Origin of the sequence: Collinsella aerofaciens ATCC 25986 (genome assembly GCF_010509075.1) — a bacterium.
Classification (GTDB): domain Bacteria; phylum Actinomycetota; class Coriobacteriia; order Coriobacteriales; family Coriobacteriaceae; genus Collinsella; species Collinsella aerofaciens.
Map to the genome: position 1 here is coordinate 841,255 of NZ_CP048433.1, position 25,588 is coordinate 866,842.

At 63.2% G+C, this 25,588-nt stretch carries 33 protein-coding genes and 3 tRNA genes; 9 read left to right on the forward strand and 27 right to left on the reverse strand.

Going from position 1 to position 25,588, the window contains the following annotated elements; translation table 11 throughout:
- Positions 1-73: 73 nt before the first annotated feature.
- From GXM19_RS03935 to GXM19_RS03990, 12 genes are all read right to left on the reverse strand, one after another.
- Positions 74-526: a sigma factor-like helix-turn-helix DNA-binding protein gene (locus GXM19_RS03935; RefSeq protein WP_006235513.1), complete on the reverse strand. Its 453-nt coding sequence runs from the start codon at positions 524-526 to the stop codon at positions 74-76.
- Between the two features lie 119 nt (positions 527-645).
- The gene (locus GXM19_RS03940; RefSeq protein WP_006235512.1) at positions 646-894 is read right to left on the reverse strand and encodes a hypothetical protein; all 249 of its coding nucleotides are present in this window, start codon (positions 892-894) and stop codon (positions 646-648) included.
- Between the two features lie 121 nt (positions 895-1,015).
- The gene (locus tag GXM19_RS03945; protein WP_006235510.1) at positions 1,016-1,336 is read right to left on the reverse strand and encodes a hypothetical protein; all 321 of its coding nucleotides are present in this window, start codon (positions 1,334-1,336) and stop codon (positions 1,016-1,018) included.
- A 281-nt stretch (positions 1,337-1,617) separates the two neighbouring features.
- On the reverse strand, positions 1,618-1,881 hold the full coding sequence (locus GXM19_RS03950) for a hypothetical protein (protein WP_040359394.1): 264 nt from the start codon (positions 1,879-1,881) through the stop codon (positions 1,618-1,620).
- Complete coding sequence (locus GXM19_RS03955; protein WP_006235507.1) at positions 1,878-2,060, reverse strand: hypothetical protein; 183 nt, start codon at positions 2,058-2,060, stop codon at positions 1,878-1,880. The genes GXM19_RS03950 and GXM19_RS03955 overlap by 4 nt, the downstream gene beginning before the upstream one ends.
- A complete protein-coding gene (locus tag GXM19_RS03960) occupies positions 2,060-2,347 on the reverse strand; it encodes a Trm112 family protein (protein WP_006235506.1) in 288 nt (95 codons plus the stop codon). Before GXM19_RS03960 ends, GXM19_RS03955 begins: the two co-directional genes overlap by 1 nt.
- Positions 2,348-2,421: 74 nt before the next feature.
- Complete coding sequence (locus GXM19_RS03965; RefSeq protein ID WP_050766144.1) at positions 2,422-3,006, reverse strand: WDGH domain-containing protein; 585 nt, start codon at positions 3,004-3,006, stop codon at positions 2,422-2,424.
- Positions 2,991-3,197, reverse strand: coding sequence for a hypothetical protein (locus tag GXM19_RS03970; protein ID WP_040359392.1), 207 nt, complete (start codon positions 3,195-3,197; stop codon positions 2,991-2,993). The genes GXM19_RS03965 and GXM19_RS03970 overlap by 16 nt, the downstream gene beginning before the upstream one ends.
- The gene (locus tag GXM19_RS03975; RefSeq protein WP_040359389.1) at positions 3,194-3,517 is read right to left on the reverse strand and encodes a hypothetical protein; all 324 of its coding nucleotides are present in this window, start codon (positions 3,515-3,517) and stop codon (positions 3,194-3,196) included. The genes GXM19_RS03970 and GXM19_RS03975 overlap by 4 nt, the downstream gene beginning before the upstream one ends.
- Before the next feature lie 29 nt (positions 3,518-3,546).
- Positions 3,547-3,882, reverse strand: coding sequence for a hypothetical protein (locus GXM19_RS03980; protein ID WP_006235502.1), 336 nt, complete (start codon positions 3,880-3,882; stop codon positions 3,547-3,549).
- Positions 3,879-4,580, reverse strand: a complete 702-nt coding sequence (locus GXM19_RS03985; RefSeq protein ID WP_006235501.1) for a hypothetical protein — start codon at positions 4,578-4,580, stop codon at positions 3,879-3,881. The genes GXM19_RS03980 and GXM19_RS03985 overlap by 4 nt, the downstream gene beginning before the upstream one ends.
- Positions 4,567-5,541, reverse strand: a complete 975-nt coding sequence (locus GXM19_RS03990; RefSeq protein WP_239057653.1) for a tyrosine-type recombinase/integrase — start codon at positions 5,539-5,541, stop codon at positions 4,567-4,569. Before GXM19_RS03990 ends, GXM19_RS03985 begins: the two co-directional genes overlap by 14 nt.
- On the opposite strand from GXM19_RS03990, the gene GXM19_RS11075 reads away from it, so the two are divergent.
- Positions 5,525-5,698: a hypothetical protein gene (locus tag GXM19_RS11075; protein WP_239057654.1), complete on the forward strand. Its 174-nt coding sequence runs from the start codon at positions 5,525-5,527 to the stop codon at positions 5,696-5,698. The genes GXM19_RS03990 and GXM19_RS11075 overlap by 17 nt on opposite strands.
- A gap of 54 nt (positions 5,699-5,752) precedes the next feature.
- Here the strand turns inward: GXM19_RS11075 and GXM19_RS03995 are convergent, their stop codons facing one another.
- From GXM19_RS03995 to GXM19_RS04010, 4 genes are read right to left on the reverse strand one after another with little or no spacing between them, the layout of a single operon-like run.
- Complete coding sequence (locus GXM19_RS03995) at positions 5,753-6,109, reverse strand: hypothetical protein (protein WP_006235499.1); 357 nt, start codon at positions 6,107-6,109, stop codon at positions 5,753-5,755.
- On the reverse strand, positions 6,102-7,355 hold the full coding sequence (locus tag GXM19_RS04000) for a ParB/RepB/Spo0J family partition protein (protein WP_006235498.1): 1,254 nt from the start codon (positions 7,353-7,355) through the stop codon (positions 6,102-6,104). The genes GXM19_RS03995 and GXM19_RS04000 overlap by 8 nt, the downstream gene beginning before the upstream one ends.
- Before the next feature lie 10 nt (positions 7,356-7,365).
- The gene (locus GXM19_RS04005) at positions 7,366-7,524 is read right to left on the reverse strand and encodes a hypothetical protein (protein WP_006235497.1); all 159 of its coding nucleotides are present in this window, start codon (positions 7,522-7,524) and stop codon (positions 7,366-7,368) included.
- Positions 7,524-7,754, reverse strand: coding sequence for a hypothetical protein (locus GXM19_RS04010; protein WP_006235496.1), 231 nt, complete (start codon positions 7,752-7,754; stop codon positions 7,524-7,526). Before GXM19_RS04010 ends, GXM19_RS04005 begins: the two co-directional genes overlap by 1 nt.
- A gap of 321 nt (positions 7,755-8,075) precedes the next feature.
- Between GXM19_RS04010 and GXM19_RS04015 the strand changes: the two genes are divergently transcribed.
- The gene (locus GXM19_RS04015) at positions 8,076-8,540 is read left to right on the forward strand and encodes a hypothetical protein (protein WP_006235495.1); all 465 of its coding nucleotides are present in this window, start codon (positions 8,076-8,078) and stop codon (positions 8,538-8,540) included.
- 145 nt (positions 8,541-8,685) lie between these two features.
- On the opposite strand, the gene GXM19_RS04020 is transcribed toward GXM19_RS04015, so the two are convergent.
- Genes GXM19_RS04020 through GXM19_RS04030 form a run of 3 tightly spaced genes read right to left on the reverse strand, consistent with a single transcriptional unit; the run spans position 8,686 to position 9,525 of the window.
- The gene (locus GXM19_RS04020; protein WP_006235493.1) at positions 8,686-8,961 is read right to left on the reverse strand and encodes a hypothetical protein; all 276 of its coding nucleotides are present in this window, start codon (positions 8,959-8,961) and stop codon (positions 8,686-8,688) included.
- A 32-nt stretch (positions 8,962-8,993) separates the two neighbouring features.
- The gene (locus GXM19_RS04025; RefSeq protein ID WP_006235492.1) at positions 8,994-9,260 is read right to left on the reverse strand and encodes a hypothetical protein; all 267 of its coding nucleotides are present in this window, start codon (positions 9,258-9,260) and stop codon (positions 8,994-8,996) included.
- 37 nt (positions 9,261-9,297) lie between these two features.
- Entirely contained in the window at positions 9,298-9,525 is a 228-nt protein-coding gene (locus GXM19_RS04030) for a helix-turn-helix domain-containing protein (RefSeq protein ID WP_006235491.1), read from the reverse strand.
- A gap of 156 nt (positions 9,526-9,681) precedes the next feature.
- On the opposite strand from GXM19_RS04030, the gene GXM19_RS04035 reads away from it, so the two are divergent.
- From GXM19_RS04035 to GXM19_RS04045, 3 genes are all read left to right on the forward strand, one after another.
- Complete coding sequence (locus tag GXM19_RS04035; protein WP_006235490.1) at positions 9,682-10,065, forward strand: helix-turn-helix transcriptional regulator; 384 nt, start codon at positions 9,682-9,684, stop codon at positions 10,063-10,065.
- 23 nt (positions 10,066-10,088) lie between these two features.
- Positions 10,089-11,093, forward strand: a complete 1,005-nt coding sequence (gene rhuM, locus GXM19_RS04040) for a virulence RhuM family protein (protein ID WP_006235489.1) — start codon at positions 10,089-10,091, stop codon at positions 11,091-11,093.
- Between the two features lie 274 nt (positions 11,094-11,367).
- Positions 11,368-12,606, forward strand: a complete 1,239-nt coding sequence (locus GXM19_RS04045) for a site-specific integrase (RefSeq protein WP_006235488.1) — start codon at positions 11,368-11,370, stop codon at positions 12,604-12,606.
- A 159-nt stretch (positions 12,607-12,765) separates the two neighbouring features.
- On the opposite strand, the gene GXM19_RS04050 is transcribed toward GXM19_RS04045, so the two are convergent.
- The 3 genes from GXM19_RS04050 to GXM19_RS04060 form a co-directional block, all read right to left on the reverse strand.
- Positions 12,766-12,841 (reverse strand) — tRNA-Lys (locus GXM19_RS04050).
- A 43-nt stretch (positions 12,842-12,884) separates the two neighbouring features.
- Positions 12,885-12,960, reverse strand: a tRNA-Lys gene (locus GXM19_RS04055).
- Positions 12,961-12,982: 22 nt separating this feature from the next.
- Positions 12,983-13,059 (reverse strand) — tRNA-His (locus tag GXM19_RS04060).
- Between the two features lie 166 nt (positions 13,060-13,225).
- On the opposite strand from GXM19_RS04060, the gene GXM19_RS04065 reads away from it, so the two are divergent.
- On the forward strand, positions 13,226-14,407 hold the full coding sequence (locus GXM19_RS04065) for a pyridoxal phosphate-dependent aminotransferase (protein ID WP_006235487.1): 1,182 nt from the start codon (positions 13,226-13,228) through the stop codon (positions 14,405-14,407).
- A gap of 141 nt (positions 14,408-14,548) precedes the next feature.
- A complete protein-coding gene (locus tag GXM19_RS04070) occupies positions 14,549-15,439 on the forward strand; it encodes an ROK family protein (RefSeq protein ID WP_006235486.1) in 891 nt (296 codons plus the stop codon).
- A 114-nt stretch (positions 15,440-15,553) separates the two neighbouring features.
- On the opposite strand, the gene GXM19_RS04075 is transcribed toward GXM19_RS04070, so the two are convergent.
- The 4 genes from GXM19_RS04075 to argS all read right to left on the reverse strand — a co-directional run bounded on the left by GXM19_RS04075 (position 15,554) and on the right by argS (position 22,681).
- Positions 15,554-16,003 (reverse strand): VanZ family protein, encoded by a 450-nt coding sequence (locus GXM19_RS04075; protein ID WP_006235485.1) that lies wholly within the window; start codon positions 16,001-16,003, stop codon positions 15,554-15,556.
- A 7-nt stretch (positions 16,004-16,010) separates the two neighbouring features.
- Positions 16,011-17,411 (reverse strand): hypothetical protein, encoded by a 1,401-nt coding sequence (locus GXM19_RS04080; RefSeq protein WP_040359381.1) that lies wholly within the window; start codon positions 17,409-17,411, stop codon positions 16,011-16,013.
- Between the two features lie 313 nt (positions 17,412-17,724).
- A complete protein-coding gene (rho, locus tag GXM19_RS04085; RefSeq protein ID WP_239057655.1) occupies positions 17,725-20,298 on the reverse strand; it encodes a transcription termination factor Rho in 2,574 nt (857 codons plus the stop codon).
- A gap of 529 nt (positions 20,299-20,827) precedes the next feature.
- Positions 20,828-22,681 (reverse strand): arginine--tRNA ligase, encoded by a 1,854-nt coding sequence (gene argS, locus GXM19_RS04090; RefSeq protein WP_006235481.1) that lies wholly within the window; start codon positions 22,679-22,681, stop codon positions 20,828-20,830.
- A 342-nt stretch (positions 22,682-23,023) separates the two neighbouring features.
- Here argS and GXM19_RS04095 point away from each other — a divergent pair, with 342 nt between their 5' ends.
- Both GXM19_RS04095 and GXM19_RS04100 read left to right on the forward strand, forming a co-directional pair.
- A complete protein-coding gene (locus GXM19_RS04095) occupies positions 23,024-23,509 on the forward strand; it encodes a CarD family transcriptional regulator (RefSeq protein WP_006235480.1) in 486 nt (161 codons plus the stop codon).
- A 108-nt stretch (positions 23,510-23,617) separates the two neighbouring features.
- Positions 23,618-24,217, forward strand: a complete 600-nt coding sequence (locus tag GXM19_RS04100) for an HD domain-containing protein (protein WP_006235479.1) — start codon at positions 23,618-23,620, stop codon at positions 24,215-24,217.
- 70 nt (positions 24,218-24,287) lie between these two features.
- Here GXM19_RS04100 and GXM19_RS04105 read toward each other — a convergent pair whose 3' ends face one another.
- Entirely contained in the window at positions 24,288-25,574 is a 1,287-nt protein-coding gene (locus GXM19_RS04105) for a glutamate-5-semialdehyde dehydrogenase (protein WP_006235477.1), read from the reverse strand.
- Positions 25,575-25,588 lie beyond the last annotated feature (14 nt).

Here is a 25,588-nt window from a genome sequence, read left to right on the forward strand (position 1 = left end):
CTTCTTTCTATCGACAGTTATATATTAGCATATCCTAATAGTTATTACTATATAAATCTTAGCTATCATTAAGTTATATCTCGGCAGCTCCTCGCCCTTGTCGCGCACGGGCGAGGCCGGTTAGGTTCACCCAGTCAAGAGCCGCAGACAGGTCCGCCTGTATGGACCTCACCGACACCCCCAACGTCCCCGCGATCTCCTGCAGTGTGCGGTCCTCGCAGTAGCGCAGCTCCAGCACGTCGCCCCAGCGCTTGCCCGGGTTGGCCGAGCGCACGCCCGCGCACAGCTCGCGGCCCCGCTCCACCTCGTGCCGGAGCTCGGACAGCTCGGCGCCGCTGCGGCGCTCGTAGTCTATGCGGTCGTCGGTGGACCTCATGAAGTCCGTGCCGTGCGCACCCTTGCCCACGGCATCGTAGCGCTGGGCGCGCACCTGCTCGCGCGCCTGCATCGACTCGATGACCGCCAGTCTGCGGTCGATGCCGCGCTGGGCGGCCCGTACGGTGTCTAAGTATTCCCTTGCGTCCATGTGACCTCCCGCGTGGTACCATGCTCTACGCCACATAGAGGATGCCGGGAGGCGTCTTTGCCAAAGGCCGCCGGCGCTCCAACGCCAGCGGCCTTAATTATATATCTACCTGCGGAAACTCAATATCTCATCGCGACCTCGCGGCGCATGGCCATGATCTCGTCGTGCGCCGGGCCCGTGGGCGCCAGGTAGCGGTCGACCTTGTCGCGCTTCGGCCTAGCGCCCCTGCGCCGGGCCTCCTTCGCGCGGTCCTGCTCGTGCTTTCGCCGGCAGTCCTCCGAGCAGTACTTGGCCTTCGGCGCCTGCGGGATGAAGATCCCCCCGCAGACCGCGCAGCTTCTCTCCTGCACGTCCCACATCACGGTCATCTTATCGACCTCCTGCACCTGCGGGCGCGGCGCGCCTCGATGCTCTTGCGCACGCGGCGGTTCTCGATAATCATCCGCCGCAGCTGCTCAAACAGCCTCATCGCTTAGCCTTCCTCGTCGGTCATTCTCCCACCACCTCTGCTCCGCAGTTGGGACAGTATTTAAACGGCTCCCATGGTCGGTTAAATGTCGTCCGGCACCTGTCGCATCGAACGCTGTCCTCGAACTCGTGGTCCGTCTCGCTGATATGGCACGTCGGGCGGTCGATAAGGTCTGCAAGGGCCGCGTACGTCTCGTTCTCAACCTCGTGGCTGAACTTGCCGGCCACCTCGACACCGACAGAGTTTGCAATTACATCGAGTGAATCAACGTGACAGTATGCCCCGGTCGATGCTTCGCGCAACTCGGCCACCGCTCGTCTGCGCTCTTCTTCGTTAATCATTAAGTACCTCCGCTTCCTTTATGCGCACGCGGCGGTTCTCAACGATCATCCGCCGCAGCTTTTTAAACAACCTCATCGCTTAGCCTTCCTCGACCTCTTGAGCGCGCGGGCCCGGTCGCGCTCCAACGCGCTCGCCCTTCGCTCCGAATCCCTAATCTCCCTCGCCGACACGCTCGGCGCGTCTGCCCTGCCGTGAACGAGCGCCCGGCGCGCGGGGCCCGAAATCAGATCGGGCACCATGCGCCAGGCGGTCGCGCGGAACAGCTCGGCCGCCGAGCGGATCAAAGCTCCTCTCCGCAGAACGGGCAGTACTTGATGTCCTCGATGTAGGCGTTCGCCGTCACGTCGGCGCCGACGGTCTCTCCGCACGAGCCGTTGACTGAGACGTCGAGCTCCACGCTGGTATCCAGCTCGACCCTGACGATCGGCTCGCCGTCGTATCGGCGCGTCAGGGCCATGGAACCCACAGACCAGCTTCGGACGTCTCGGCCAGGCGCAGAGTGGATGGAGGCGATGCGTGAGCCGCCGCAGAAATAGCAACTCATTCGCCCTCACCTACCAGCCTGCTTAAAAGACGCTCCATGCTCTCATCGCATATTGCGAGCGTGGCCACCTCACCAGCCCAGACCTTTCTGCCTGCAACGTTGACGAATGAGATCTTGTCCATGTTGACGATGTACCTGTAGCCATCGTCGTCGTATAGCTCAATGAAATCTCGGCTCATTAAAGCTCGCCCCCATTCCAGCCGTCGGGCATGTCCTCGATACGGCGTTTCGTCCTATACGTGCGCACGGTGGTAATCTCGAGCTCGAACGCGCGCTTGCACTCAGGGCACACAACCTCTTCATCGTCCTCGTCGTAATACCACGGGTCATCGATGGAACTCTCGCAGTAGGGGCAGATCAGGCGTTCCTCAGCGCACTGTTCGTTCTCCCATTCCCTCTCGATACGGGCCTTCCTTAGGCACTCGTCACATACCGAGTATCCCGACTCGCCGAGAATGCCAGCCATCGGATGCGAGTACTCCCTATAGTTCGGAGTCGGCTTCCCGCACCAAGAGCAGGTGTACATCTTTGGCGCTTCACTCATTTCTCGCTCCCTTCCTCCTTGACCTCCGCCTGTAGGAGGTCCCGCAGGGTGCCGATGCGCTCGATCGCGTCGTCCGGCGTGTGCCCGTCCCACTCGGGCGCTCGGTCGAGCACCCTGCACGGGAACATGTCCCAGTAAGGCTCGACATCGTAGTGGTAGGTGGCGGGGCCGGCGGGCGTGTCGATGCCCACGATGAACATACCGTCGTACATCGTCCCGTCATGGTGGTGGAGAGACTTCCACGAGAGCCCGCGGAACATGGTCACGATCACCGAGAACAGCACCGCCCGGTGGTGGTAGAGCTCGTCGAACGTGTGGTATCCGTCCGACGTGGAGCCCGTGACGGGCTCGGGCTCTATGAGCCGGACGAGTTCACGCACCTCATCGATGTAGACGTTCACAATGCCGCCGACATCACGGGACGGATGAAGCCCGAGCGCATACAGGACATCCTCCCCGTCGGTGACGCTCGTGACAGTCGGCCACGCGAAGGGGTTTTCTACGGTCTCGACTTTGAGGCCCCGCATGAGCCTCTTAACGTCCTTGAACCACTCGTTTCTGTCTCTCACTTCGTGCTCCAATCCTTCTCGATCTCCTTCTCCTGCGCGACCATGATCAGCGCCTTGTTGAGGTATCGCCTCGCCTGGCGCAGCTCGCCGCAGATGTCGCACCCCTGTCGCAGCCTGTCGCACTCCCTGAGCGACCTCTTGGCGTCCTCGAGCCTGCCGATGGCGAGGTCGATCCAGTCGGCGGGTCCGTACGCGTAGCTCACCGCGACTCACCCCTCACGCCGAAGATGTCGGCCAGGATGTCGCCCGGCGATGCCACGAACGGCTCGGGGCTGATCGGGTCGTAGGTCACCTCGAGGTAGTTCGGGTAGCCGATCGTCACGCCCGTGGGCTCGCGCCCCGGAAGGAGCTGGTAGCCCCAGGCCACGCTCACCCTGTGCTCGTCGAGGATGGTCTCGGTGCGCTCCACGCGAAACCTGTAGCCGCCCACCCGCTCCGTGTCGTACGTGTCGTCGGCCCAGGGAATCCGATGCCTGTCGAGGGCGTCCCGGTAGGCCCTCATCACCGCTGAGATCTCGGTCAAAACCTTCTCACTCTCCTATCTCAAAAGAATTAGGCGTTCTTTGCCGCGGGGACTCCCCCGCCGGCGCCGTTTCCGCCCTCTAGCGGCGGGAACCCCATCGCCTGCTGGCCCAGCTGCCCCGCCGGTGTTGGCACACTTTTGGCATACCTCCAGCTCGGCTTCTCGCCCCTCGCGATGGCGGCGATGTCCATCCGCAGTTCCTCCTTGGCGCGCTTGCGGGCGCGGTACTCGTCGAGCTTCTGCTTCTTGGCCAGGCGCGCGCCCTCGTCGGCGCTGATGACGTTGGCCATGTAGATCCGCGTCACGTCGAGCGGCCGGCCGGCTGCGGGGTCGAAGCCGTCGAGCATCTCCCTGAGGGTGATCATGCCGACTCACCCAGCTCCCGCTCGAGGGCGGCGATGACGTCGTCCTCGGTCTCGGCGGGCTTCCACACCGCCGCGCGCTCGACCTCCTGCGAGGTCTGCCCGCCGCGGGCCTTGCGCTCGGCATCGTAGCCGCGCTCGCGGTCAGACCAGATTCGGGCGACCGGCTCCCACTTCGCGATGGGGAAGCCCTGCCTGGTCCAGCCGTTGGACTCGTAGTAATCGAAGAACTTGCTGGCGCTGCCGCGCAGGCAGTTCACCGCGAAGTACGTCTTGACCTCCTCGAGGGTCGGCGGGACGAACTCGGCGCCCCCTCCCCCTTCGTTTTCACAATCTGAGGGGTTAATCCAGACTCCTAACTCCTCTTCCCCTTCCTCTTCCTCTTCGCTTGCGCGTTTGCTCTCTGGTTTGCTTTCCGTTTTGCTCGCGCGTTTGCTCTCTGGTTTGCTTTCCGTTTTGCTCGCGCGTTTGCTCTCTGGTTTGCCCTTGCTCAGCCCGCCCTTCCTTCCGGCCTCCGCCCTGGCGCGGCTGTTCTCGAGGACCGGCATGATCATCGTGATGGCCATCCGCTGGGCGTCGGTGCGCGGCTCGGGCGCCTCGCCGGTCACGAGGTAGCGAACCATCATGCCGAGCAGCTCGTTGCTCTCGCGCCTGTTGCCTAGGCACAGGGCGCCATCCACGAGGGAATCAAGTATCGTCATCCGTATCACCTCCGCAGATCGAATCGGTAAAGGCCGCGGCGGCGGCCTGGTCGCGGCCCGGCATGACCGAGCCGTAGATGTCGAGCGTCGTCTTGACGCTCGCGTGCCCCAGGCGCTCCTGGATGGTCCTCATGTCGAACCCGTTCATGAGCAGCCACGAGGCATGCGTGTGCCGCAGGGAATGGAACACCGTCTCCTCCGGCAGCCCCAGGTCCCTCACGAGCGACTTGAAGCGGCTCGTCACGGTGCTCGGGCGCGCGATGGCTCCGGCGGGCCCGAAGGTCACCACCAGCGCCGTCGGCCCCTTGCGCGCGAGCCACGTGTCCTGCCAATCCAGGTGGCGCTGCAGCTGCGCCTCCACCGCCGGGGCGAGCGCCACGTTGCGCACGCGCCTGCCCTTGGTGTAGGCCTGCCGGTGCAGCTCGGGGTGCTCGACCGCCTGCCCCACGACGTGCAGGTCGTGCAGGGCGCGGCGCCAGTCTCGGCGCTGCAGCCCGCAGATCTCCCCGCAGCGAAGGCCGGTGTTGAGGGCGAGGTAGACCGCTAAGGCCTCGGTGCGCCGCGAGATGTTGGCGCCCGAGGCAGATCGCGAGGACATGGCGGAGGCCAGCGCCCGGGAGAGCTCGTCGGTGTCGAGCTCGGACAGCGCGAAGGGCTCCACGGGGTCGGGCGAGGGCGCGGGCACGTCGAGCATGATGTCGCGGCCCAGCGCCGGTCGCCACGAGCGGTAGGCGCCCTTGAGGAGCGCGTGCATCTTGAGCAGCGTCTTGGGCGACAGCCCCTTGCCGCTCCTGGGGGCGAGCAGCATGCGGTACGCCGCCGACACGTCCCAGGGCTCAAGCTGGTCGTAGGGAAGCCGCCCGATGGTCGGCTCCACCATCGTCCTGACGACGCTGCGGTACGTGGCCACCGAGTTGTCGGACAGGCCGTTGACGGGGTCGGAGATGTACGTCTCGAGCATCGAGGACAGGCGCTTGGAGCTGTCCCGTGCGGAGGAAGGGTCGAACGTCGCCGCCCACCTGTCGCACTCGGCCTGGGCCTGCTCGCGCGTCAGCTCCGCGTCCCACGACCTGTACGGCCTGATCCGCCTGCCCGTGACGCGGTCGGTGCCCATGTAGGGGCGGGCGAACCAGCGCCCGTCCGCCCCGCGCTGCACGACCGCCCGTCGCTCGCTAGATGTCGGCATCGACGCCCAGCTCCGCCGCCATGTCGCGGATCTCCCTGCACGCGTCCAGGTCGGTGGTCTGGATGCTGTCGGCGTGCCCATGGGGGTTGGCGCCGAGCGCGGCGATGAGTACGAGCTTGCGCGCGTTCCTGTCCGGGACGCCCGCCTGGCTGAAGGCCGCGCAGAGCGTGTCGGTGCACTCGCAGGCGAGCGCGAACAGGTCGCTGATGTCGGTCGGGCCCACGAAGCATGAGTCGCCGGAGCCGTCCCCTTTGGCGGTCGTGACCGTCGCGCAGCGGCACTCGAAAGCGCGGGCCTCGCCGCACGCCTCGACCGTCACCCTGACCCTCTTCTCGCTACTCATCCTTCTCCTCCTCAAAACTCGCCTGAACCCTCTCCATGAGCCACACGTCCTCCTCGCCGGGCTCGAAGCCCACGGAGCAGAAGACGTCATAGTGGTCGAGCCACGCCTCCGCGTCGTCGCCGCCCCAGCGGTTGTTGAGCTGGGCCATGTCCTTGGCCGCCGCCATGAGCCAGCAGCCGGCCTCGTACTCGCTGGGCCTGCACGCCTTGAGGTTGCGGGCGAACTCGTCGCGCACGGCACCGAAGCGCTCCTCGTTCTCGGGGTTGCTGTCGCCGCCCATCGCCACGAGCAGCGCGGGCGGGTCCTCGCGGCCCACGCGCACGCACATCATGAGGTCCTTGGACATGGCGAAGGCGCCGGACGCCACGAAGCCGATCAGGCTCCTGTACAGCCCCTCGAGCGCCGCTTTCTCGCGCGCGGCCTCCTGCTCGGCCCGGATCTCCTCCTCGGTCTTCTCGGGCTCGGCGCCCGAGCCGGCATTCGGCCCGTAGAGGTCCCAGTAGCTGCCCTTCAACACGGCAACGGTGCCGGCGGGGAACTCCTGCCCCTCGAGTTTCTGGGCGGCGAGGCCGACATGGACCCAGTCCGTGTAGATGAACCCTTCAGGCTGCTCCTTCACGACCGGGATGCCAGCGTCGCCGAAGGCGTCGTAGTCCTCGGCCTTGGCCTCCTCGCGCTCGACGCGGCGGCGGATGCTGTCGGCCTTGCCGGCCCAGCCGTCACCGGCCGCCAGCACGGCCTCGACGTCCTTCTCGTCCTCGAAGGCGCTCGCGGCCTCGAGCTGCTCCAGCGTCACCTGCACACCGGCGTCGATGCGACCGCGCAGCTTGCGCGCGGCGCGGATCTGCCCGGCGGTGGCGCGGCTCGCGCGCTCGATGCGCTGCTCGTCGACGCCCAGCACGAGCATCTGCTGCACGCCTCGTGCGCGCTCGGCCTCGGTCAGCTGGCGCTTGTCGTCGGTGGCGAGCATGGCCACGAGCTCGTTGGCCTCGTCCATGCTCTCGGCCACCAGCGCGGACACCTCGCGGTCCTCCCCGTAGATCGAGGACAGCGCGCGGTATCGGCGCTCGCCGTCCACGATGCGGTAGACGTTGCCGTCCGCCACCACGACGACTGGGTTCAACGGCTCGCCGCCGGTCGCCTCGATGCTGCGGGCCAGGGCGCCGATGTCGCCGAAGTCCTCGCGCGGGTTCTGCTCGCTGGGCCTGATGTCGCCCAGGCGCACAGACTTCTTCTCGAATTGCATATCTAACCTCCTAGTAGTACATCCCGCTCGGCGCGGTCCCCTCGATGGCGCCGGCGACGGCGATCAGGCCGATGAGCGCCACGGCGCACACCACGCTGCGAACGCGCTCGGGAAGCGAGTCCCACCACGCGCCGAGGCGGCAGCCCGCCTCCCAGACCAGGTCGCCCATCACGCCACCCGCCTCGGACGGCGCGCCGGAACGCAGTCGGGCGAGGGCAGCGCCGGCACCGCGCCGCGCGCCATGATGGCGGCATCGATGTCCTCGCTGCGCACCACCTCGCGTGAGCTGCTCGGGTTGAGCGACGGGTAGCGCGGTATCACGCCCTGCATGACCATCGCGCGGAACGTGACGTTGTCGCAGCAGGCGTAACGCGCGCCCTTGGCTATCGACATCCACATGGCCTTCTCCTTTCACATGTAATAGGGCCAATCCCTTGCCGGAGGGCTGCACCGATAGATGCAGCCGGAGGGCGCTCCCCCGCCAAAGGGAGCGGTGCCGCCGCCCCGCCAAGTCGGCGGCGGACACCTTGCGGGCCGGATGTAGGGGTCCGGCCCCGTCGCGCCACGGGCCCCGCGGAATGGGGGCGGTACGGAACCCGTGGCGCGACGGGGGCGGGCCAGCCGTCAGCGGCGCATGAGGCCGAGTCCGACCCCGAACAGGAACGCGAAGGAAAGTGCGAGAATGAAACCCATGGGAACCTCCTTGGAAGGGAATTGAAGATGAACAAGACACTCAAAGCCGCGAAGGAGAACATCGACCTGCTGATCACCATCGCCGGCGCGGTCGGGTTCGGCTCGATCGCCGCGATGGCCGAGGACGTGCGCATGGTGGTCGCCGAGCACCCGGCCTCGTGCCTCCTCCTGACCGGCGCCGCCGCCATGCTCGGGTACGCGACCGCGCGCGTCGTCTCCGCGAGGAGCTCCTGGGCAAAGCGCAGGAGGATGGACGACCGCCTCTCCGCCGTATTCCTCGGCATGTCGAGGAGGCGGAAGGAGCTGGTGTCCCGTGCGCTCGACGAGGGCTCCGTCAGCCTCTCCCCGCTCGATGCCGACGCCCTCGCGCTGTGCGAGCTCGGCATCTTCGGCACGCCGCCGGTCGGCTCGATGCTCACCGCGACCGACTTCTCCATCAGGCCCGCGGTGGTCAGGGCGATCGCCGGGCACCGATCCGAGTGGCTCGCCTAGCGCTCGCAGAGCGACCAAAGCGCCCACGCCGCGATGAACGGCACGGCGGCCGAGAAGCACACCCGCGCGAGGCCGTAGGCCCCCTGCGCGGTGCACGCCCACCCCGCGACATCCATCACGACGGCCGAGGCCAGCAGCGCCCGGGTCATTCGCGACCGCGGCCGAACGGCCACTCGCCCGGCGCGGGGTCGATCTCCATGACGTCGTAGGCCACCGGGTCGAGCGACTGCCTGCGGTCGAGCGCGACCAGGCGCGCGAGGTAGGCGACGTCGCCGACCAGGACGTGCTTGCGGAACGCGTAGCGCGCGTCCGCCAGGAACTCGAACATCTCCGTGTGCCACACGGCGTGCTCGTCGGCCCACGTGACCATGCCGCCCAGAGTCGTGATGTCGTCTGGCAGCTCGTAACTCTTGCCTGTCATTCCTCTTCCTCCAGATCATCCATGGACACGCCCTACCATTCCTCGTCGAGAGAGGGCACGCGCACGAGCATGTCGCCGCTCCACCGGTAGCCCTTCCCCTTCACCCTGATGGTTGCATCGCTGAAGGCCGAGTAGGCCCAACCGTGGAGCTCTCCCAGCTTGGCCGTCGAGGTCTCGACGAGGTCGATATCGAGGTCCTCGGGAAAGAGAAACTCCGCCCGGATCCTGTGCCTGAGGCTCTCCTCCGTCTCGTAGAGGATGCCGTCCCTCTCCCTGAACGTGAACACCTGGTCGATCATGACCTTCTCCTTTCAGCAGTTCGTTAGCGCGCCGCGTCTACGCGGCCTCGTCAGTGTTCCAGCCCATCAGGTCGTTGGGCGTGCATCCGAGTGCCTGGGCGATGGCGTAGGCCTTGTCGACGCCCGGGACCATCGAGCCGTTCTCGTAGCCGATGATCGAAGATGCCGAGAGCCCCGCCTTGTTGGCCAGCTGCTCCTGCGACATATCAGCGCGAGCGCGGGCGGCGCGCAAGTTCGCGCCAAACTCGTCCTTCGAGAATTTCATCTCTTCCTCCTTCTGAAATAGGGAACTTCTTCCCTGTGCAAATCAGAGTATAGGGAATCTTTTCCCGATTGCAATAGCAAACTAGGGCTTTTCTTGCCTTTTCTTTTGTGTATCTATAGAATCCTCGGTAAATACTTCCCTATATTGGAGGTGACGATGAACCTAAAACTTAAGCAGGCTAGGAAAGAAAACGGATATTCACAGGCCGATCTGGCAGACGCGTTGAACGTTGATATCAAAACGGTAGGTAACTGGGAACGAGGGAAAACTCTTCCCGATATTGAGCAGCTCTGGAAATGCGCGAAGATTCTGCACACCGACCCCAACGACCTGCTCGGATGGTACGAGGAGCATCCCGAGGACAGGCCGACGGTGCCGGCGGGCGCGGAGGGCGAGCTGATCGCCTGCTACCGGCAGAGCACCGAGAAGAGGCGCTCGAAGATCCTGGAGACGGCACGCGACCAGGCCGAGCTGTCCCAAGCTCAAGCTGCGGCGCCTGAAGGCGAAGGGCTGGAAGCGGATCAAGTAAGGTCCGCGTAGACATCCAGCGGAAAGGAAGATATATGGAAGACCCCATCCAGGCCGAGATAATCCTGTACCAGTCCGAGGGGACAAACGTGCCGGTGCAGGTCTACTACAAGGACGAGACCCTTTGGGTCTCGCAGGCGGCGATGGCCGAGCTGTTTGACGTCACCGTGCCGACAATCTCGGCGCACCTGAAGAACATTTATGACAGCGGAGAGCTGCAAAAGGCCAGCTCAACTAGTTTTTTAGAAATTTTCGAAAAAACCTCCAAGGGAGGCAGGCCGAAGACTTTCTATAACCTCGATGCGGTAATCGCCGTCGGGTACCGCGTCAACTCGATGCGCGCGACCCGCTTCCGCCAGTGGGCGACGGCGACCCTCAAGGAGTACATCACCAAGGGATTCGTCCTCAACGACGACATGCTCAAGAACGGCCGGCCTTTCGGCAAGGATTACTTCGACGAGCTGCTCGCCCGCATCCGCGACATCCGCGCGAGCGAGCGGCGCGTGTGGCTCAAGATCACCGACATATTCCAGGAGTGCAGCTTCGACTACGACAAGGACTCGACCATGGCCAAGAACTTCTACGCCGCGGTCCAGAACAAGATGCACTACGCCGTCACCGGGCACACCGCGGCCGAGATCGTCCAGGGGCGCTCCGACCCGTCCAAGCCCAACATGGGGCTCACCTCATGGAAGGGAGGCCCCGAGGGCCGCATCCACTCCTCGGACGTCACCGTGGCCAAGAACTACCTGTCCGAAGACGAGATCAGGCAGCTGAACCGCCTCGTCACGATGCTGCTCGACACGCTCGAGGACAGGGCCGAGCGGCACGTCCTTACGAGCATGGAGGACTGCGAGCGCCTGCTCGACGGCTTCCTGACGTTCAGCGGGCGCGAGGTGCTCAAGGGCCTCGGCAACCGCAACAAGAAGACGGCGGACAAGATCGCCAAGGAGCGCTTCCACGAGTTCCAGAAGCTCCAGGACAAGACCTACGAGAACGATTTCGAGCGCATGGCGAAGCGCCTGAACGGCAAGGCATAGCGGGCGCAGGGGCCCATCAAAGCGCCAGTTATTCCCCATTTTCGCGGGGTCACGAAAATGGGCGACGGCTTGACCGCGCCGACGGCAAACGGTAATTTGGACAGCGGTATTGACGCGGGGACCCCACGGGGCTCGCGTCCAAAGGAAAGGCGGCTGTCCCAGGGGGCGGCCGCCTTTCTTCGTTATCAAGACATAAAGAAACCCCGTGCGGCAATCTTGGCGGATCCGCACGGGGCATGCCCTCCGGCAAATAAGGGAAAGGCAGGACCATTATATGGCAACCAGTGAGAACTCAAGGTCAAAACTCGGCTCCAAGCGCGAGGTCGCGCCCGGCAAGTGGGTGATCCGCGTGCAGGCGGGCTTCCGCGCGGACGGCCATGTGCGGCGCGTGTCGCGCACCGTATACGGCACCGAGACCGAGGCCGATATCGCCATCGCCCAGCTCGCACAGGAACTGGGCGTGTCCCAGGCGGCGCACGCGGGCGTGACGCTCGACATGTACTACTGGGGCGTGTTCCGCGACTCCCCCAGCACCCGCGGCAAGCCGCGCTCCCGCGCGAGCCTACGCGAGTACGACAGGCAGATGTGCAACTACATCTCCCCCGTCCTGGGGAGCATCGACATCTCCGAGATAACCCACGACATGATGCGAAGCTGCATCGAGCGCTCGGGCGCGCCGGCAAAGACCAAGACCACGCTTCGCGCCGTCATGCGCCGCGCCTTCGACGACGGCTGGGTGACGGTGGAGCCCTTCCGCCGCCGCGTCATCGCGCCCAAGGCCAAGCAGGCTCCCGTGGAGCCGTGGAGCATCCCCGAGGCCGCCGAGGCGCTGCGCAGGCTCGCCGCCAGCGACGACCGCGCCGATCTGGTCATGAACGCCTACCTCATCCTGGGCCTGAGCGGCCTGCGCAAGGAGGAGGCGTTGGCCGTGCGCCCGTGCGACCTCAAGGTCACCACGACCTACGACTTCGCCACGGGCAAGCCGACCGTCTCGGAGTACATCGAGGTCTGCCGCGCGTACACGGACGAGGACGGCGTGAAGGAGACCAAGAACGCCCATTCCGTGCGCACCGTGCCGGTTTTATTGGCGGGCCGCGAGCGCCTGCACCAGATCATGGACGAGCTGCGTCCGAGCATAACCGTCGAGGGCGGCACTTCGGTTACGGAGCAGGTGCGGGAGTGGAGCGGGCAGCGCATCGTGAACATGCGCGGCGACAACCTCGTGCGCGCCTGGCGGCGCATGTGCGTACGCCATGACCTGCGGTATATCCCGCCCAAGGCCCTGCGCCACACGTCCGAGACCATCATGGCGGCGACCGAGGTCGACCCCCTGAGCATTATGGATTTGCACGGCCATACGGACCTGGGGACAGATTACCGCCATTACATAAAACCGGGCCTCGCGGAGCGCGAGAAGGCCGCCAGGCAGGTCGGGCGCGCCCTGCAGATCGTCGAGGGCGGCAGCGCGGACGGCGGTTTTAATGTCACCGGTCGCAGCGCCGAGACGCTCTAAATTGCATTTTCTAGGTCCACTACCTACAAAATGAATAAAACGCCCCCTGCCGCGCATAAACGGCAGGGGGCGTAAAACGCGAACGGTAACGGACGGTTATGATTCGACTCTTCGGTAAACAAAAAAGGTCAGCGCCGAAGCGCTGACCTGCGTGTTCTTTGGTGGGCCGTCAGGGGGTCGAACCCTGGACCTTGGGATTAAGAGTCCCCTGCTCTACCAACTGAGCTAACGACCCAAAGCTAAAGTCCGTTATGGCGGACTTTAGAGAAGATATCGTGTGGTGGGCCGTCAGGGGTTCGAACCCTGGACCTTGGGATTAAGAGTCCCCTGCTCTACCAACTGAGCTAACGACCCGATATCAACACGAAGCAAGAACTGGGGTGGGTAAAGGGACTCGAACCCTCGACCTACGGGACCACAACCCGTCGCTCTAGCCAACTGAGCTACACCCACCGTGTCCTGTGCGCTTCGCGCTCGACTATTATTGCAAGGAACGCCACGCGATGCAAGCCCCAATTTTCAAGAATTTTGAAAAGAGTTTTTCGAGCGCGTTTCGAGCAATTCCCACCGGTTCCATAGGAGTAAACTTGCCCCACTGCAAATCCTCGAAAGGACCGGCATGAAAGAACTCTCCAACCGCACGGCAACATTTACCGATTCGGTCATCCGCCGCATGACACGCATCTCCAATAAGTACGATGCCGTCAATCTCTCGCAGGGCTTCCCCGACTTCGATCCTCCGGCGCAGCTGCTCAACAGCCTGAGCACCATCGCCGCCGACCCCAAGCCGCTCTACCACCAGTACTCCATTACCTGGGGCTCCCAGGCCATGCGCGAGGCGCTCGCCGCCAAACAGGAGCACTTTATGGGCATGCCGATCGACCCCAACCAGAATATCGTGGTCACCTGCGGCTCCACCGAGGCCATGATGGCCGCCATGATGACGGTTACGAACCCCGGAGACAAGGTCGTCATCTTCTCGCCGTTCTACGAGAACTACGGCGCTGACACCATTCTCTCGGGTGCCGAGCCCATCTATGTGCCGCTCAACCCGCCCACATTCGACTTTGACCGCGAGGCGCTCGAGGCTGCCTTCCGCGACAACGACCCCAAGGCCATCGTCCTGTGCAACCCTTCCAACCCCTGCGGCAAGGTCTTTACGCGCGAAGAGCTCACCTTTATCGCCGACCTGTGCAAAAAGTACGACGCGTACTGCATCACCGACGAAGTCTACGAGCACATCGTCTACGCGCCCCATGAGCACGTCTACATGGCCACGCTGCCCGGCATGTTCGAGCGAACCATCAGCTGCAGCTCGCTGTCTAAGACGTACTCCATCACCGGCTGGCGTCTGGGCTACACCATCGCCCCGGCCCAGATCACCGAGCGCATCAAGAAGGTCCACGACTTTCTCACCGTGGGTGCCGCCGCTCCCCTGCAGGAAGCCGTTGTCACCGCCCTCAACTTCGACGACAGCTATTACGATGAGGTCCTCGACCTCTACACCGCCAAACGCGACCTGTTCTGCCAGGGGCTCGATAGCATCGGTCTTGAGCATAACGTGCCGCAGGGCGCCTACTACGTCATGATGGACATCTCTGAGTTTGGCTATGACAGCGACCTCGAATTCTGCGAGGACCTCGCATCCAAGGTGGGCGTGGGCGCCGTGCCCGGCTCGAGCTTCTTCCGCGAGCCCGTCAACCATCTGATTCGTTTCCACTTTGCCAAGCGAGACGAGACGCTCAACGCGGCGCTGGAGAACCTCAAGTCCCTGCGTGATAAAATCAAACCGCGCGGGTAAGGACGGCCCGGCAACTAAAGTAACTAAAGAAGCCCCGCACCGCCCGCCGCGTTGCGAGGCTTCTTTTTATAGCGCTTTCTTAAATGGTTTAGAGCTCTATACTTTAGTCATGGAGCAACTCGTCCCAGAGAGAGGAATATTATGGCAGAGCAGCAGCTTATCGGAGCGCTCGAGGCCGGCGGCACCAAGATGGTCTGCGCCACGGGCTATGCGGACGGCACGGTCCTGGAGCGTGAGCAGATCGCGACCACGACCCCGCAGGAGACCGTCGAGGCCGTCAACGCGTGGTTTGCCGACAAGGGCATCGCCGCGCTGGGCATCGGCGCCTTTGGCCCCACCGCAGTCAACCCTGCCTCACCCCAATACGGCAAGATCCTGGAGACGCCCAAGACGGCATGGCGCTACTTTGATCTGCTGGGCACTATCCAAAACGAGCTCAATATTCCCTGTGGCTACGACACCGACGTCAACGTTGCCTGCTTGGGCGAGGTCACCTTTGGTTGCGCCCAGGGCCTCACCGACGTGGTCTACCTGACCATCGGCACCGGCGTGGGCGCCGGCGTGCTCTCGGGCGGTAAGCTCGTGCACGGCATGATGCATCCCGAGGCCGGCCACATCCTGGTCACGCGCGACCCGCGCGACACCATCGGCGAGCATAGCGCCTGCCCCTTCCATGACAACTGCCTCGAGGGCCTCATCGCCGGCCCTGGCGTTAAAAAGCGCTGGGATGGCAAGAGCGCCGGAGACATGGCCGATGACCCGGAGGCCATGGACCTGCTCGCAGGCTATCTGGCACAGGCGCTCATGACCTACACGCTGTGCTACGCACCGCAAAAGATCATCATCGGCGGCGGCGTGGCCGACCACACCCCCATCGTGCCGCTCGCACGCAAAAAGTGCGCCGAGATGCTCAACGGCTATATCGTCACGCCCGAGGTCAACGACATCGATTCCTATATTGTCAACAACAGCCTCGAGGGCAAGCAGGGCATCATGGGCTGCCTGGCCCTGGGCGCACAGGCGCTTCAGTAGCAGACGCACCCACAGGGCGTGGCGCGCTCGGCAAATCCAACCTACGGAACGACGCCACCACGCCTCATATAAGCCCTCAAATAAAAAAGGCCGCCTAGGACCAAACAATACGTCCTAGGCGGCCTTTTTGGCGCACATCAGCGACCGTAAGAGATATCGGAGCACAACGCCCGTTGCCGCTCCACAGCAGTCGATCATCACATCGGTGATCATGCCGGCGCGTCCCGGCACAAAGAGCTGAATCGTCTCGTCGATCGAGGGAATCAGCAGCAGGAACACCGCCGTGGGCAGCAGCACGTCAAAGGTGCGCCGCCCCTCAAAATCAAAGGCGTGCGTTGCCAGGATGCCGAGCACCATATACTCGGTAAAATGCGCGCACTTGCGAACAACAAAGTTGGTCACCCATTCATATGGAAGTCCCACGCCGTGCAGGAAACCGCGGATAGCTTCCATGACCGTTAGGCTCAGCGAGCCCGACCCCGAGCCGGGAACCAGCGAATTGCCCCAGATCAAGAGCGCCATCAGGCAGGTTACAACCGCCCATTTTCGATTGATCTTAACCATGCAGAAGTTATGCCTCCGCGCGGAGCGGCGCGAAGCTGGCGGTACCGCCCTCGATAACGCTCAGATAGGCACGGCCCGTACGCTTGGCGGTTGAGGACTGCAGGCGCTCGATCTCTTCCTCGAGGATCTGATTGACGCGCTCGTGACGACGATTTTCCATAATGCCGGCGGCAATAGCCTCGGCCCGCTCGATGCTCTCGCGCGAGATACGGGCGGTATCCTCGGGGAACACAGCGCTGTGACGGCCGACATAGGCGGGGGCAGCAGGCTGAGGGGCATCGACGGGAGCGGGCGCTGCAACAGGAGCGGGCTCGTCAATCTCATCCAGAATCGCGGTGGCGGCGGCCCACATGTCCTCGTGGCCCGAGTAATCGGCCATGGGAACATCAACCTCGAGCGAGGCGTCCGGAAGGTCTCCGGTGTCGATGCGATCTTGGGCATCAATCGATGCGGTGATGGCTGCAGGCTCATCGAGGTCATCGAGATCGATGTCCGCGGCACCGGAGATGATAGGCATGCTGGCGAGGTTTGCGTTGTACGGCGCAGCCTCAGCCGCCTGCTGCTGGGCAGGAGCGCCCCAAAGCGAGCTTTCGGCGGCACGGCGGGCGGCAACGGCCTCCTCGTCCGCGGCCATGGCTTCATCAACGTACGAATTGTCGGCAGAAGCGTTCGCGTCCGCCGAGGTAGCGCTGTAGGCGTTATTGGCTGCCGCGTTGGCGACGAGTGCCACGAAAGCCGCCGTGCTGCCCGCAGGGGCGGCCTGGGAGCCAGACACGGCGCGTGCCGCGGCGGCGATGTCGTCGCGATTGAAGGAGCCGGTCTGCCCGCCGTTGGTGAGCTCGTCGATGGCGACTTGATAGACGTCGCGCGAGTGTGCAGGGTCGCAGCTCACCGGCGAATCGTCGTCGAGCATACTGTCGATCATGGACCAAGCCTCGTCCTCGTCCATAGCATCTGCGGCTCGAGCGATGGTAGGGACACCATCATCGGCATGACGGCGCTGGAACGCACCAGTCAGGCCGGAAAGGAATGCCGAGGTAGACTGCTCCGCCTGAGCCTGAGAAGCAGAAGTCGCAGCGTAAGGAGTCGCATCCTGCTGCTGAGCTGGAATCGAGGCGGTCTTGAACTCGCTTTGATGCTGATTGAGATTGGCGGCACCGCCCATGGCATCGGGCTGGAACAGACGCTCTTCACGCTGCGCACTGTACTCGGAGATACCCAGCGAGGCGGCATAGATACCCACGCCCGCCACCGCACCCACGGCGAAGGGAACCGCACCCGCCACGACCGTCTCGTTCACCGACGAAAACGGCAGCGTCGCGGCATACATAACCACGGGAGCGGCAAGGCCGATCCCGCACGAAAGTCCGGCAAGGACTGCTCGTTGTGTTGCATCAGAAGAAGCCATGAGCTCTCCCCATCTTCCAGCACCCAAATCGCATCATTCAGTTGGCTGCGCGAGAGAAGATGAAGCGGGGCTATGCCCCAAAGCAACGGTATATGGTTCGTTTCATCTGCGTTTTCCGTCGCGAAGCTTAAAAGCTATTATGCGAAACCGCCCTGTCGATTGCAAGCGACGATGTCGGATTGAAACGGGAAACCTGCTGCTTGCAAGTCTTATGGTCAAAAATAAGTGCGAAGCGGCGATATAGAAAAGGGCCGAGGCTCAAAGCCCCGACCCTTTATCGCATTGATGATTAACGCTGCGTGTGGATTACAACCTAGAACGTCTGCTCGTAGTCGCTGTGCTTTTTGGCCGAACGCACCAGGAACTCCTGGTTGGTGTTGGTGCCCTTAAGACCCTTGATAAACGATGCGGCCGCGCGCTCGGTGTTGTTCATGCCGGCAAGAATGCGACGCAGGCCAAAGACAAACGGACGCATCTGCTCGTCGACCAACAGGTCCTCGTTACGCGTGCCGGAGGCAACGGGGTCGATAGCCGGGAAGATGCGGCGATCGGCTAGGTCGCGGTCAAGCTTGAGCTCCATGTTGCCGGTGCCCTTGAACTCCTCAAAGATGACCTCGTCCATCTTGGAACCGGTGTCGATGAGGGCAGAGGCCAGGATGGTGAGCGAGCCACCGTTCTCGATATTACGGGCTGCGCCCAGGAAGCGCTTGGGCGGATACAGGGCCGCCGAATCGACGCCGCCCGAAAGGATGCGGCCTGAGGCGGGCGCCGCCAAGTTGTAGGCGCGGGCAAGACGCGTGATGGAGTCGAGCACCACCACGACATCGCCGCCCAGCTCCACGATGCGCTTGGCGCGCTCGATGACGAGCTCTGCCACACGAGTGTGGTTGTCGGCGGGCATATCGAAGGTCGACGCAACAACCTCGCCCTTGATGGAACGCTGCATATCGGTAACCTCTTCGGGGCGCTCGTCGACGAGCAGGCAGATGAGGTGCACCTCGGGGTTGTTAATCGAGATAGACTGGCAGATCTTCTTGAGGATTGTGGTCTTGCCGGCCTTGGGCGGGGACACGATCAGGCCACGCTGACCCTTGCCGATCGGCGACACGATGTCGATGGCGCGACCGGTAATGGAGTCCTTGCCATGCTCCATGCGCAGCGGCTCGTTGGGATAGACCGGGGTGAGGTCACCGAACTTGGGGCGGTTGCGAATCTGCTCGGGGTCTAGACCGTTGACGGTCGTGATTTTGGCGAGGCCGGCGCGCTTGTCGCCGCCGCGCGAAGGACGAAGCGAGCCCTCGATGACGTCGCCCGTGCGCAGACGCGCGGAGCGGATGAGGTAGGCGGGCACGAAGGCGTCGTCGTTGGACTTCATGTAGCCATGGGCGTGGATGATGCCGGAGCTGTCCGGGCGAATCTGCAGAATGCCCTTGATGTCGCGGAAGCCCTCGGCCTTCGCAGCGGTGACGTAGATCTCTTCGACGAGCTCGGCTTTCTTCTTGCCGGTCGTCTCGATCTCGAACTCCTTGGCCTTCTCGCGCAGTTCGGCGACCTTCATGGCAGCGAGCTCCTCGCGCGAAAGCGTGGGCTCGGTGGGGGCGGCGTTGCGCTCCTTGTTGCGCTGTTTGCGATCGCGCTGACGGTTGCGACGGTCGTTGTTGCGCTCGTCCTTGCGATCGTTGCGCTCCTCGTTGCGCTTGTGCTGGCGACGGTTGGAACGAGTGCCGTCTTCGCCCTCAGCGGGGGCGGCACCATCGGTTGCGGCGGCGCCGGCATTGGCCGCAGCGGCGTCATTGGCCTCGGCGCCGGAATCAATCTGCGCTTCGGCATCAGCCTGCTGCTCGGACGCCTTGGCCTTAGCGGACTTCTTACGACCGCGCTTGGGCTTCTCGGACGCAGGCTGTTCGACGTCCTGGGACTCAGCGGCATCAATCGATGCATCGGCGGTCGTCTCGGCGGAATCCTCGGACGCACCCTTCTTGGCAGCCTTGGCCTTGAACGTGCGCTTAGCAGCAGTACGATGGCTGCGACCAGGGCGGACGTCGGCGGGCTCGACATCAGCAGAAACGGCCTCGGAAGTCGTAGCATCCTGGACGGGCGCGTCGGCAGCGGTTGCAGGCTCGGCGGTCGCCGCAGCATCCCGAGCGGCGGCGGCTGCGGCTGCGGCCTTCTCGGCCTCGACGAAAGCCTTGGGCTTGCGACCGCGACGGTGCGGGCGCAAAGCCGGATCGACAACGGGAACTTCGCTGGCCTCGGCAGGCGCAGCGGGCTCAACAGGCGATGTGCCCTCCCCTGCCGCGGAACGGACCGAAGCCTCAGCGAGCTCGGGGGTTACCTGATCGGCAACCTGCTCGGCCTTAGCAGCCGTGCGACGGCGTGTGCGCGGTACCGGCTTCTCGGTTGGCTGGTCGGCGACAGGGGTCTCGGTGGCGGCAGGCGTCTCGGGCACAGACGGAGCTGCAAGCTCGGTCAGAGCCGCGGCCTCGCGCTCGGCAGCACGACGGCGGGCGCGCACCACCTGAGCCTCGCTAATCTGCGCCAACGCACGTGCCTGCGCGACCTCATCGGAAATCGGCGCCGAGGAGTCAGCTGCAACGGTGCGCTTGGCGCGCGTCGTGCGCGCGGTACGGCGCTTGGGCTTGGTGACCTCCTCGCCGTCAGCGGCAGGCTTGGCCGCGCGGCGCGTGCGCTTGGGCTTTGCCGGAGCAGCCTCCTCACCAGTTGCAGACACGGCCTTCTCAGCCGCTACAGGCGTAGGCGTCGAAGCAGCCTTAGGCGTCTCAGGAGCCGAGGCTTGCGCGGGCGCCGCGACCTGGTCCGACGCAACCGGTGCAGCGGGAGCGGCTTGCGTCGTCGTTATTTCGTTTTCTTGCTGTTGATCAGACACAGTGTTTGCTCAACTTTCTTTTCAAGCCCTGTGATCACATGCTCCCTGCATAAACCTTCAGGGCGGCTAAACAGTCTAGCTCCGTCAAAAACCGACGGACATCATTGATCTGTATCGAGATATTTGCGTCATATACGCAGCGTTAGTGTAACACAACCGCCGCCACCTGCAACTTAGTCATTGGGGACGTTCTTAAACGACTATTCAAAAGGGACACTCTTTGGTTTACCGCCCACAAATCTGACTGCCTCCGCCAAAACTATGGCGGTTTACTACGATGAATCGCTCAACCGCGACCACTCCGAAACTTGTTGAACTAAAACCGCAGGTAGATGCCCTGCACTTTTTAGCTAAAAGCCGGCGTGGTTGGAATATCTCAATTCATCGTAGTAAACCGGCATAGTTTCGTATTTCCAGCAGTTCCAAATTCGTCAATACGTCGGCGTTTGCAAAAAAGCCCGACCTCCGTGGGAGATCGGGCTTTCAAGGCTTAGTTAAACCAAGTCTGTACGGTCAAATGACCCGCAGATTACATCTGCTCGGGAGCGGAGACACCAACAAGGGTGAGCACCAGGGCGAGCGTCACGCGGACGGCATCGCAAGCGGCCAGACGGGCACGCGAAAGCTCGGGGTCGACGGGACGGCCCTCGCTCGGCAGCACCTGGCAAGCAGCATAGAAGCTGTGGAAGTCGCCGGCAAGCTCCTCGGCAAAGTGCGTCAGACGGAACGGGGCGCGATCACGAGCGCAGCTGGCGATGAGGTCGGTGAGCTCGTTGAGCTTACGCGAAAGGGCAAGCTCGGTCGGGTCGGTCAGCAGCGAGTAATCGACGTTCTCACCGATGGCCTTGGCGGCGACGGCCTTCATGCCCATCTCGTCAGCCTGCTCGGGCGTAACGTCAGCGGCACGGCGCAGGATGGAGCACACACGGGCGTGAGCGTACTGCACGTAGTACACCGGGTTGGAGTTGTCGCGTTTCTTAACGGCCTCAATATCGAAGTCGACCATCTGGTTGGAGCTCTTGGAGATGAGCGTATAGCGAGCGGCATCGGAGCCGACCTCGTCGACAAGCTCCTGCAGGGTCACCATGGTGCCCTTGCGCTTGGACATACGGACGGGCTTGCCGTTGCGCAGCAGGTTGACGAGCTGGCCCAGCAGAACCTCGAACTTGCCGGGGTAACCCAAGGCATCGCAGACGCAGCGGACACGCTCGATGTAGCCGTGGTGGTCGGCGCCCCAGATGTCGATGACGTGGTCGACGCGCTGGAACTTATCCCAGTGATAGGCAACGTCGGAGGCGAAGTAGGTGTACTCGCCGTCGGACTTGATCAGGACGCGGTCCTTGTCATCGCCCAGGTCGGTGGAGCGGAACCACAGGGCGCCGTCCTTGGTGTAGAGATAGCCCATCTTGTCGAGCTTCTCAAAAGCGCGGTCGACGGCAGAGGTGCCGGCGGTCTCGCCCTCGGTGTCCTTCACGTACAGCGAACGCTCGGAGTACCAACGATCGAAGTCGCAATTGACGGCGTGGCAGAGGTCGCGCATGTTGTCGACCATCTTCACATAGCCGCGCTCGCGGAAGCTCTCCATGCGCTCCTGAGGATCGGCGTTGACCCACTTGTCGCCGTCAGTGCGCCAGAACTCGGCGGCCTCGTCGATGATGTAGTCGCCGCCATAGGAGTCCTTGCCAAGGGTCTCGGCAAAGTTATCCTGGTACGGATGAGTCTCGGGATGCTCGTCGTTCTCGTCGGCAACAAAGGCGTCGCGGTCGGCAATCAGCAGTTTGTGAGCCTCGTCGATATCCACGCCCTGCTTGGCGATGATGTCGGCAAGCTGCATATAGCGCGTGCTGATGGAGTTGCCGAAGGTGTTCATCTGAGAGCCGTGGTCGTTGATGTAGAACTCACGCTGGATGTCGTAACCGGCGTGGTCCATAACACGGCAGAGCGAATCGCCCAGCGCGGCCCAGCGGCCGTGGCCGATGTGCATGGGGCCGACGGGGTTGGCGGAAACGAACTCGACCTGGGTCTTCAGGCCACCACCGACGTTGGACTTAGCGAAGTCCATGCCCTTCTCGCGAGCCTCGCCAAAGATGGCATTCTTGACGGCAACGGAGAGGTAGAAGTTGATGAAGCCGGGGCCTGCGATCTCGACCTTCTCGATCGCGGGGTCCTCGGGCATATGGGCAACGATGGCCTCGGCGATCTTGCGCGGGGCGCAATGGGCCAGCTTGGCGGACTTCAGGGCCATGGTAGAGGTCCACTCGCCATGAGAAGTGTCAGCCGGTCGCTCGATAGCGCAATCGTCAAGTTCAAATGCGGAAAGGTCGCCGGCCTCCTGGGCCGCAGCAAGCGCAGCGCGTACCAGCTCTTCAATCTTCTCGGGCATAGATCCTCCTTGTGTTAAAGCCCCCGAGCTCTTGGTCACTCGTAGGGCAAAAGCCAGAGTTTGTAGCACTCTATCACAAGCGACGGGCACTGTCGCAGGGTAAAGCCAATCGATATTGCATATGCACAAAATTGACTACAGCTTGTATGGAGTCACTCAAAGATGCCAGTCTGCCTGCAGATTATGCAGGCGTTGAAAATGCATAAAGGTGTGAATGAGCTGCGCCTGTTATCGAATACTCTTACCTATCGGAGTTGTGTGCTTTTCCTGCATAAAGTAAGGGTTTGCGCACGTCAGCGTGTTATTCTAGACATACGTAAATTCGTATAAGTTGGAGGTAGCATGTTCTCAATCGGTCAACACGTCATTCATCCGGGTCAGGGAGTCTGCACCGTCGTCGGTTTTAGGGACGACACACCGCAGCCCATGCTACTGCTCGAGACCAAGCAGGGACATGCGCAGACGATCCTCATGTACCCCGTGGCGCAGGCCGACCGTTTGCACGCCGCCATCTCGCAGCAAGATGCCGAGCACCTGCTGAGCCACTATGACGAGCTGGAGTGCGACACCTTTACCGAGCGCAACAGCTCGCTTGAGGAGACGCACTTTAAGCAGCAGCTCAAGCTGGGTGCGCCCGAGACGGTCCGCGTGGCAAAGACCATGATGCACCGCATTCGCCAGGCCGAGGAAGCTGATAAAAAACCCAGCTCCTACTACATGCGCGTACTCAAGGAGGCCAAACGCCGCTCCATCGAGGAGTTCGCCGTGGCCCTTGGTGTCACCGAGGAGGCCGCCGAAGCCCGCCTAGCCCAAGCCGCCCTCAACTAACCCATCCGCGCCAAAAACCACCACAAAGGGAACAGGCACCTTTGTGGTGGTTTTCTTGTTCTAGTAGTATTCATTCTTATCGATACCCACGAGCACAAGGAGTCTCTTATGGCAGAGCCGCTTACCGCCGGAATCACCCGCGACCGCGCGTTCGAACTGCTCAATGAGCACAACAAGGACCCGTTCCATATCACCCATGGCGAGACGGTCGAGGGCACTATGCGCTACTTTGCGCGCGAGTTCGACCCCGAGAACGAGGAGTTTTGGGGCATCGTCGGTCTGCTGCACGACCTGGATTGGGAGGAGCATGAGGACGACCCCATGAACCACACCATCTATGCTGCCAAGATTCTTAAGGATGAAGGTGCGTCTCCCGAGCTCATTCGCGCCATCCAGACGCACACGTCGGACTTCAATACCTCGCTGCCCAAGCCCGAGCTGCAGATGGAAAAGATCCTGTTTGCCTGCGATGAGCTCACCGGCCTGATCGGCGCTGCAGTCATCATGCGCCCGAGCAAGAGCGTTATGGACTTTACGACCAAGTCGCTCAAGAAGAAGTTCAAGGACAAGCGCTTTGCCGCCGGCTGCTCGCGCGACGTGATTTCGCAGGGCGCCGAGATGCTGGGCTGGGAGCTTCCTGAGCTCTTCGACCGCACCATCGCAGCCATGCAGTCCTTCGCCCCCGACCACGATACCTTCCAGGCCTAACCGCCCGCGCCACTTAAAACCACCACAAAGGGGAAAGGCACCTTTGTGGTGGTTTTTGTTTGCGCGGACGCTAGGGGCGGACCTGGCCGGTGCCGCGGAGCTTGTATTTGTAGGTGGTGAGGGCCTCGGCGGCAAAGGGGCCGCGGGCGTGGAGCTTTTGGGTCGAGATGCCGATCTCGGCGCCCAGGCCAAACTCGCCGCCGTCGGTAAAGCGCGTGCTGGCGTTGGCATATACGGCCGAGGCATCGACCGCATCCAAGAAGCGCTCGCAGGCGTCCACGTCCTCGGAAATGATGGCCTCGGAATGCATGGTACCGTAGCGGTTGATGTGCGCGATGGCCTCGTCCTCGTTTGCCACGACCTTCACGCTCATCTCGAGCGCCAGGTACTCGCGACCCCAGTCCTCCTCAGTCGCGGCGACGTAGTCATCGCCCTCTACAAAGCCGGCGTCGGCGCACGCGGCGCACGTGGCCTCGTCGCCGTGAATGAGCACGCCGTGGTCGTGCAGCACGGCAACGACCGCAGGCAAAAACGCATCGGCCACAGCACGGTCGACCAGCAGCGACTCGGCGGCATTGCACACGCCTACGCGCTGGGTCTTGGCATTAACGATAATGTTGAGCGCCTTATCAAAGTCGGCGGATTCATGCACGTAGATGTGGCAGTTGCCCGTGCCCGTCTCGATCACCGGCACAAGCGACTCGCGCACGCAGCGCTGGATCAGGCCTGCACCGCCGCGCGGAATGAGTACGTCGACAATGCCGCGGAGCTTCATGAGCTCGCCAGTGGCCTCGCGGTCGGTGGACTCGATCATCGACACGGCCTCGCGCGGGAAGCCCTTGGCCTCGAGCGCATCGGCCAGCAGCTCGGCAATCATGGCACACGAGTGATAGGCCAGCGAGCCGCCGCGCAGAATGCAGGCGTTGCCGGTGCGGATGCAGATGCCCGCGGCATCGGCCGTCACGTTGGGGCGCGCCTCATACACTATGGCGACCAGACCCAGTGGCACACTCACGCGGGTCAGGTCCACGCCGCTTGCGAGTATACGGTGGTCGAGCACGCGGCCCACGGGATCGGGCAGCTCGGCGAGCTTTTCCAGGCCGGCGGCCATGCCCTCGACGCGCTCGGGCGTCAGCAGCAGGCGATCGAGCAGTCCGGCCGAGGTACCCGCATCGCGCGCAGCGGACATATCGAGCTCGTTGGCGGCGACGATGGAGTCGACACCGTTGCGCAGTGCTGCGGCCATGGCGCGCACGGCCTCCTGGCGCTGCTCATCGCTCGCCGTGGCAAGCGAGGCCGACGCTGCCTTGGCGGCAACGGCAAGATCGTGGACATACGTGGCTATATCGACCGACATGGGCGGCCCTTTCT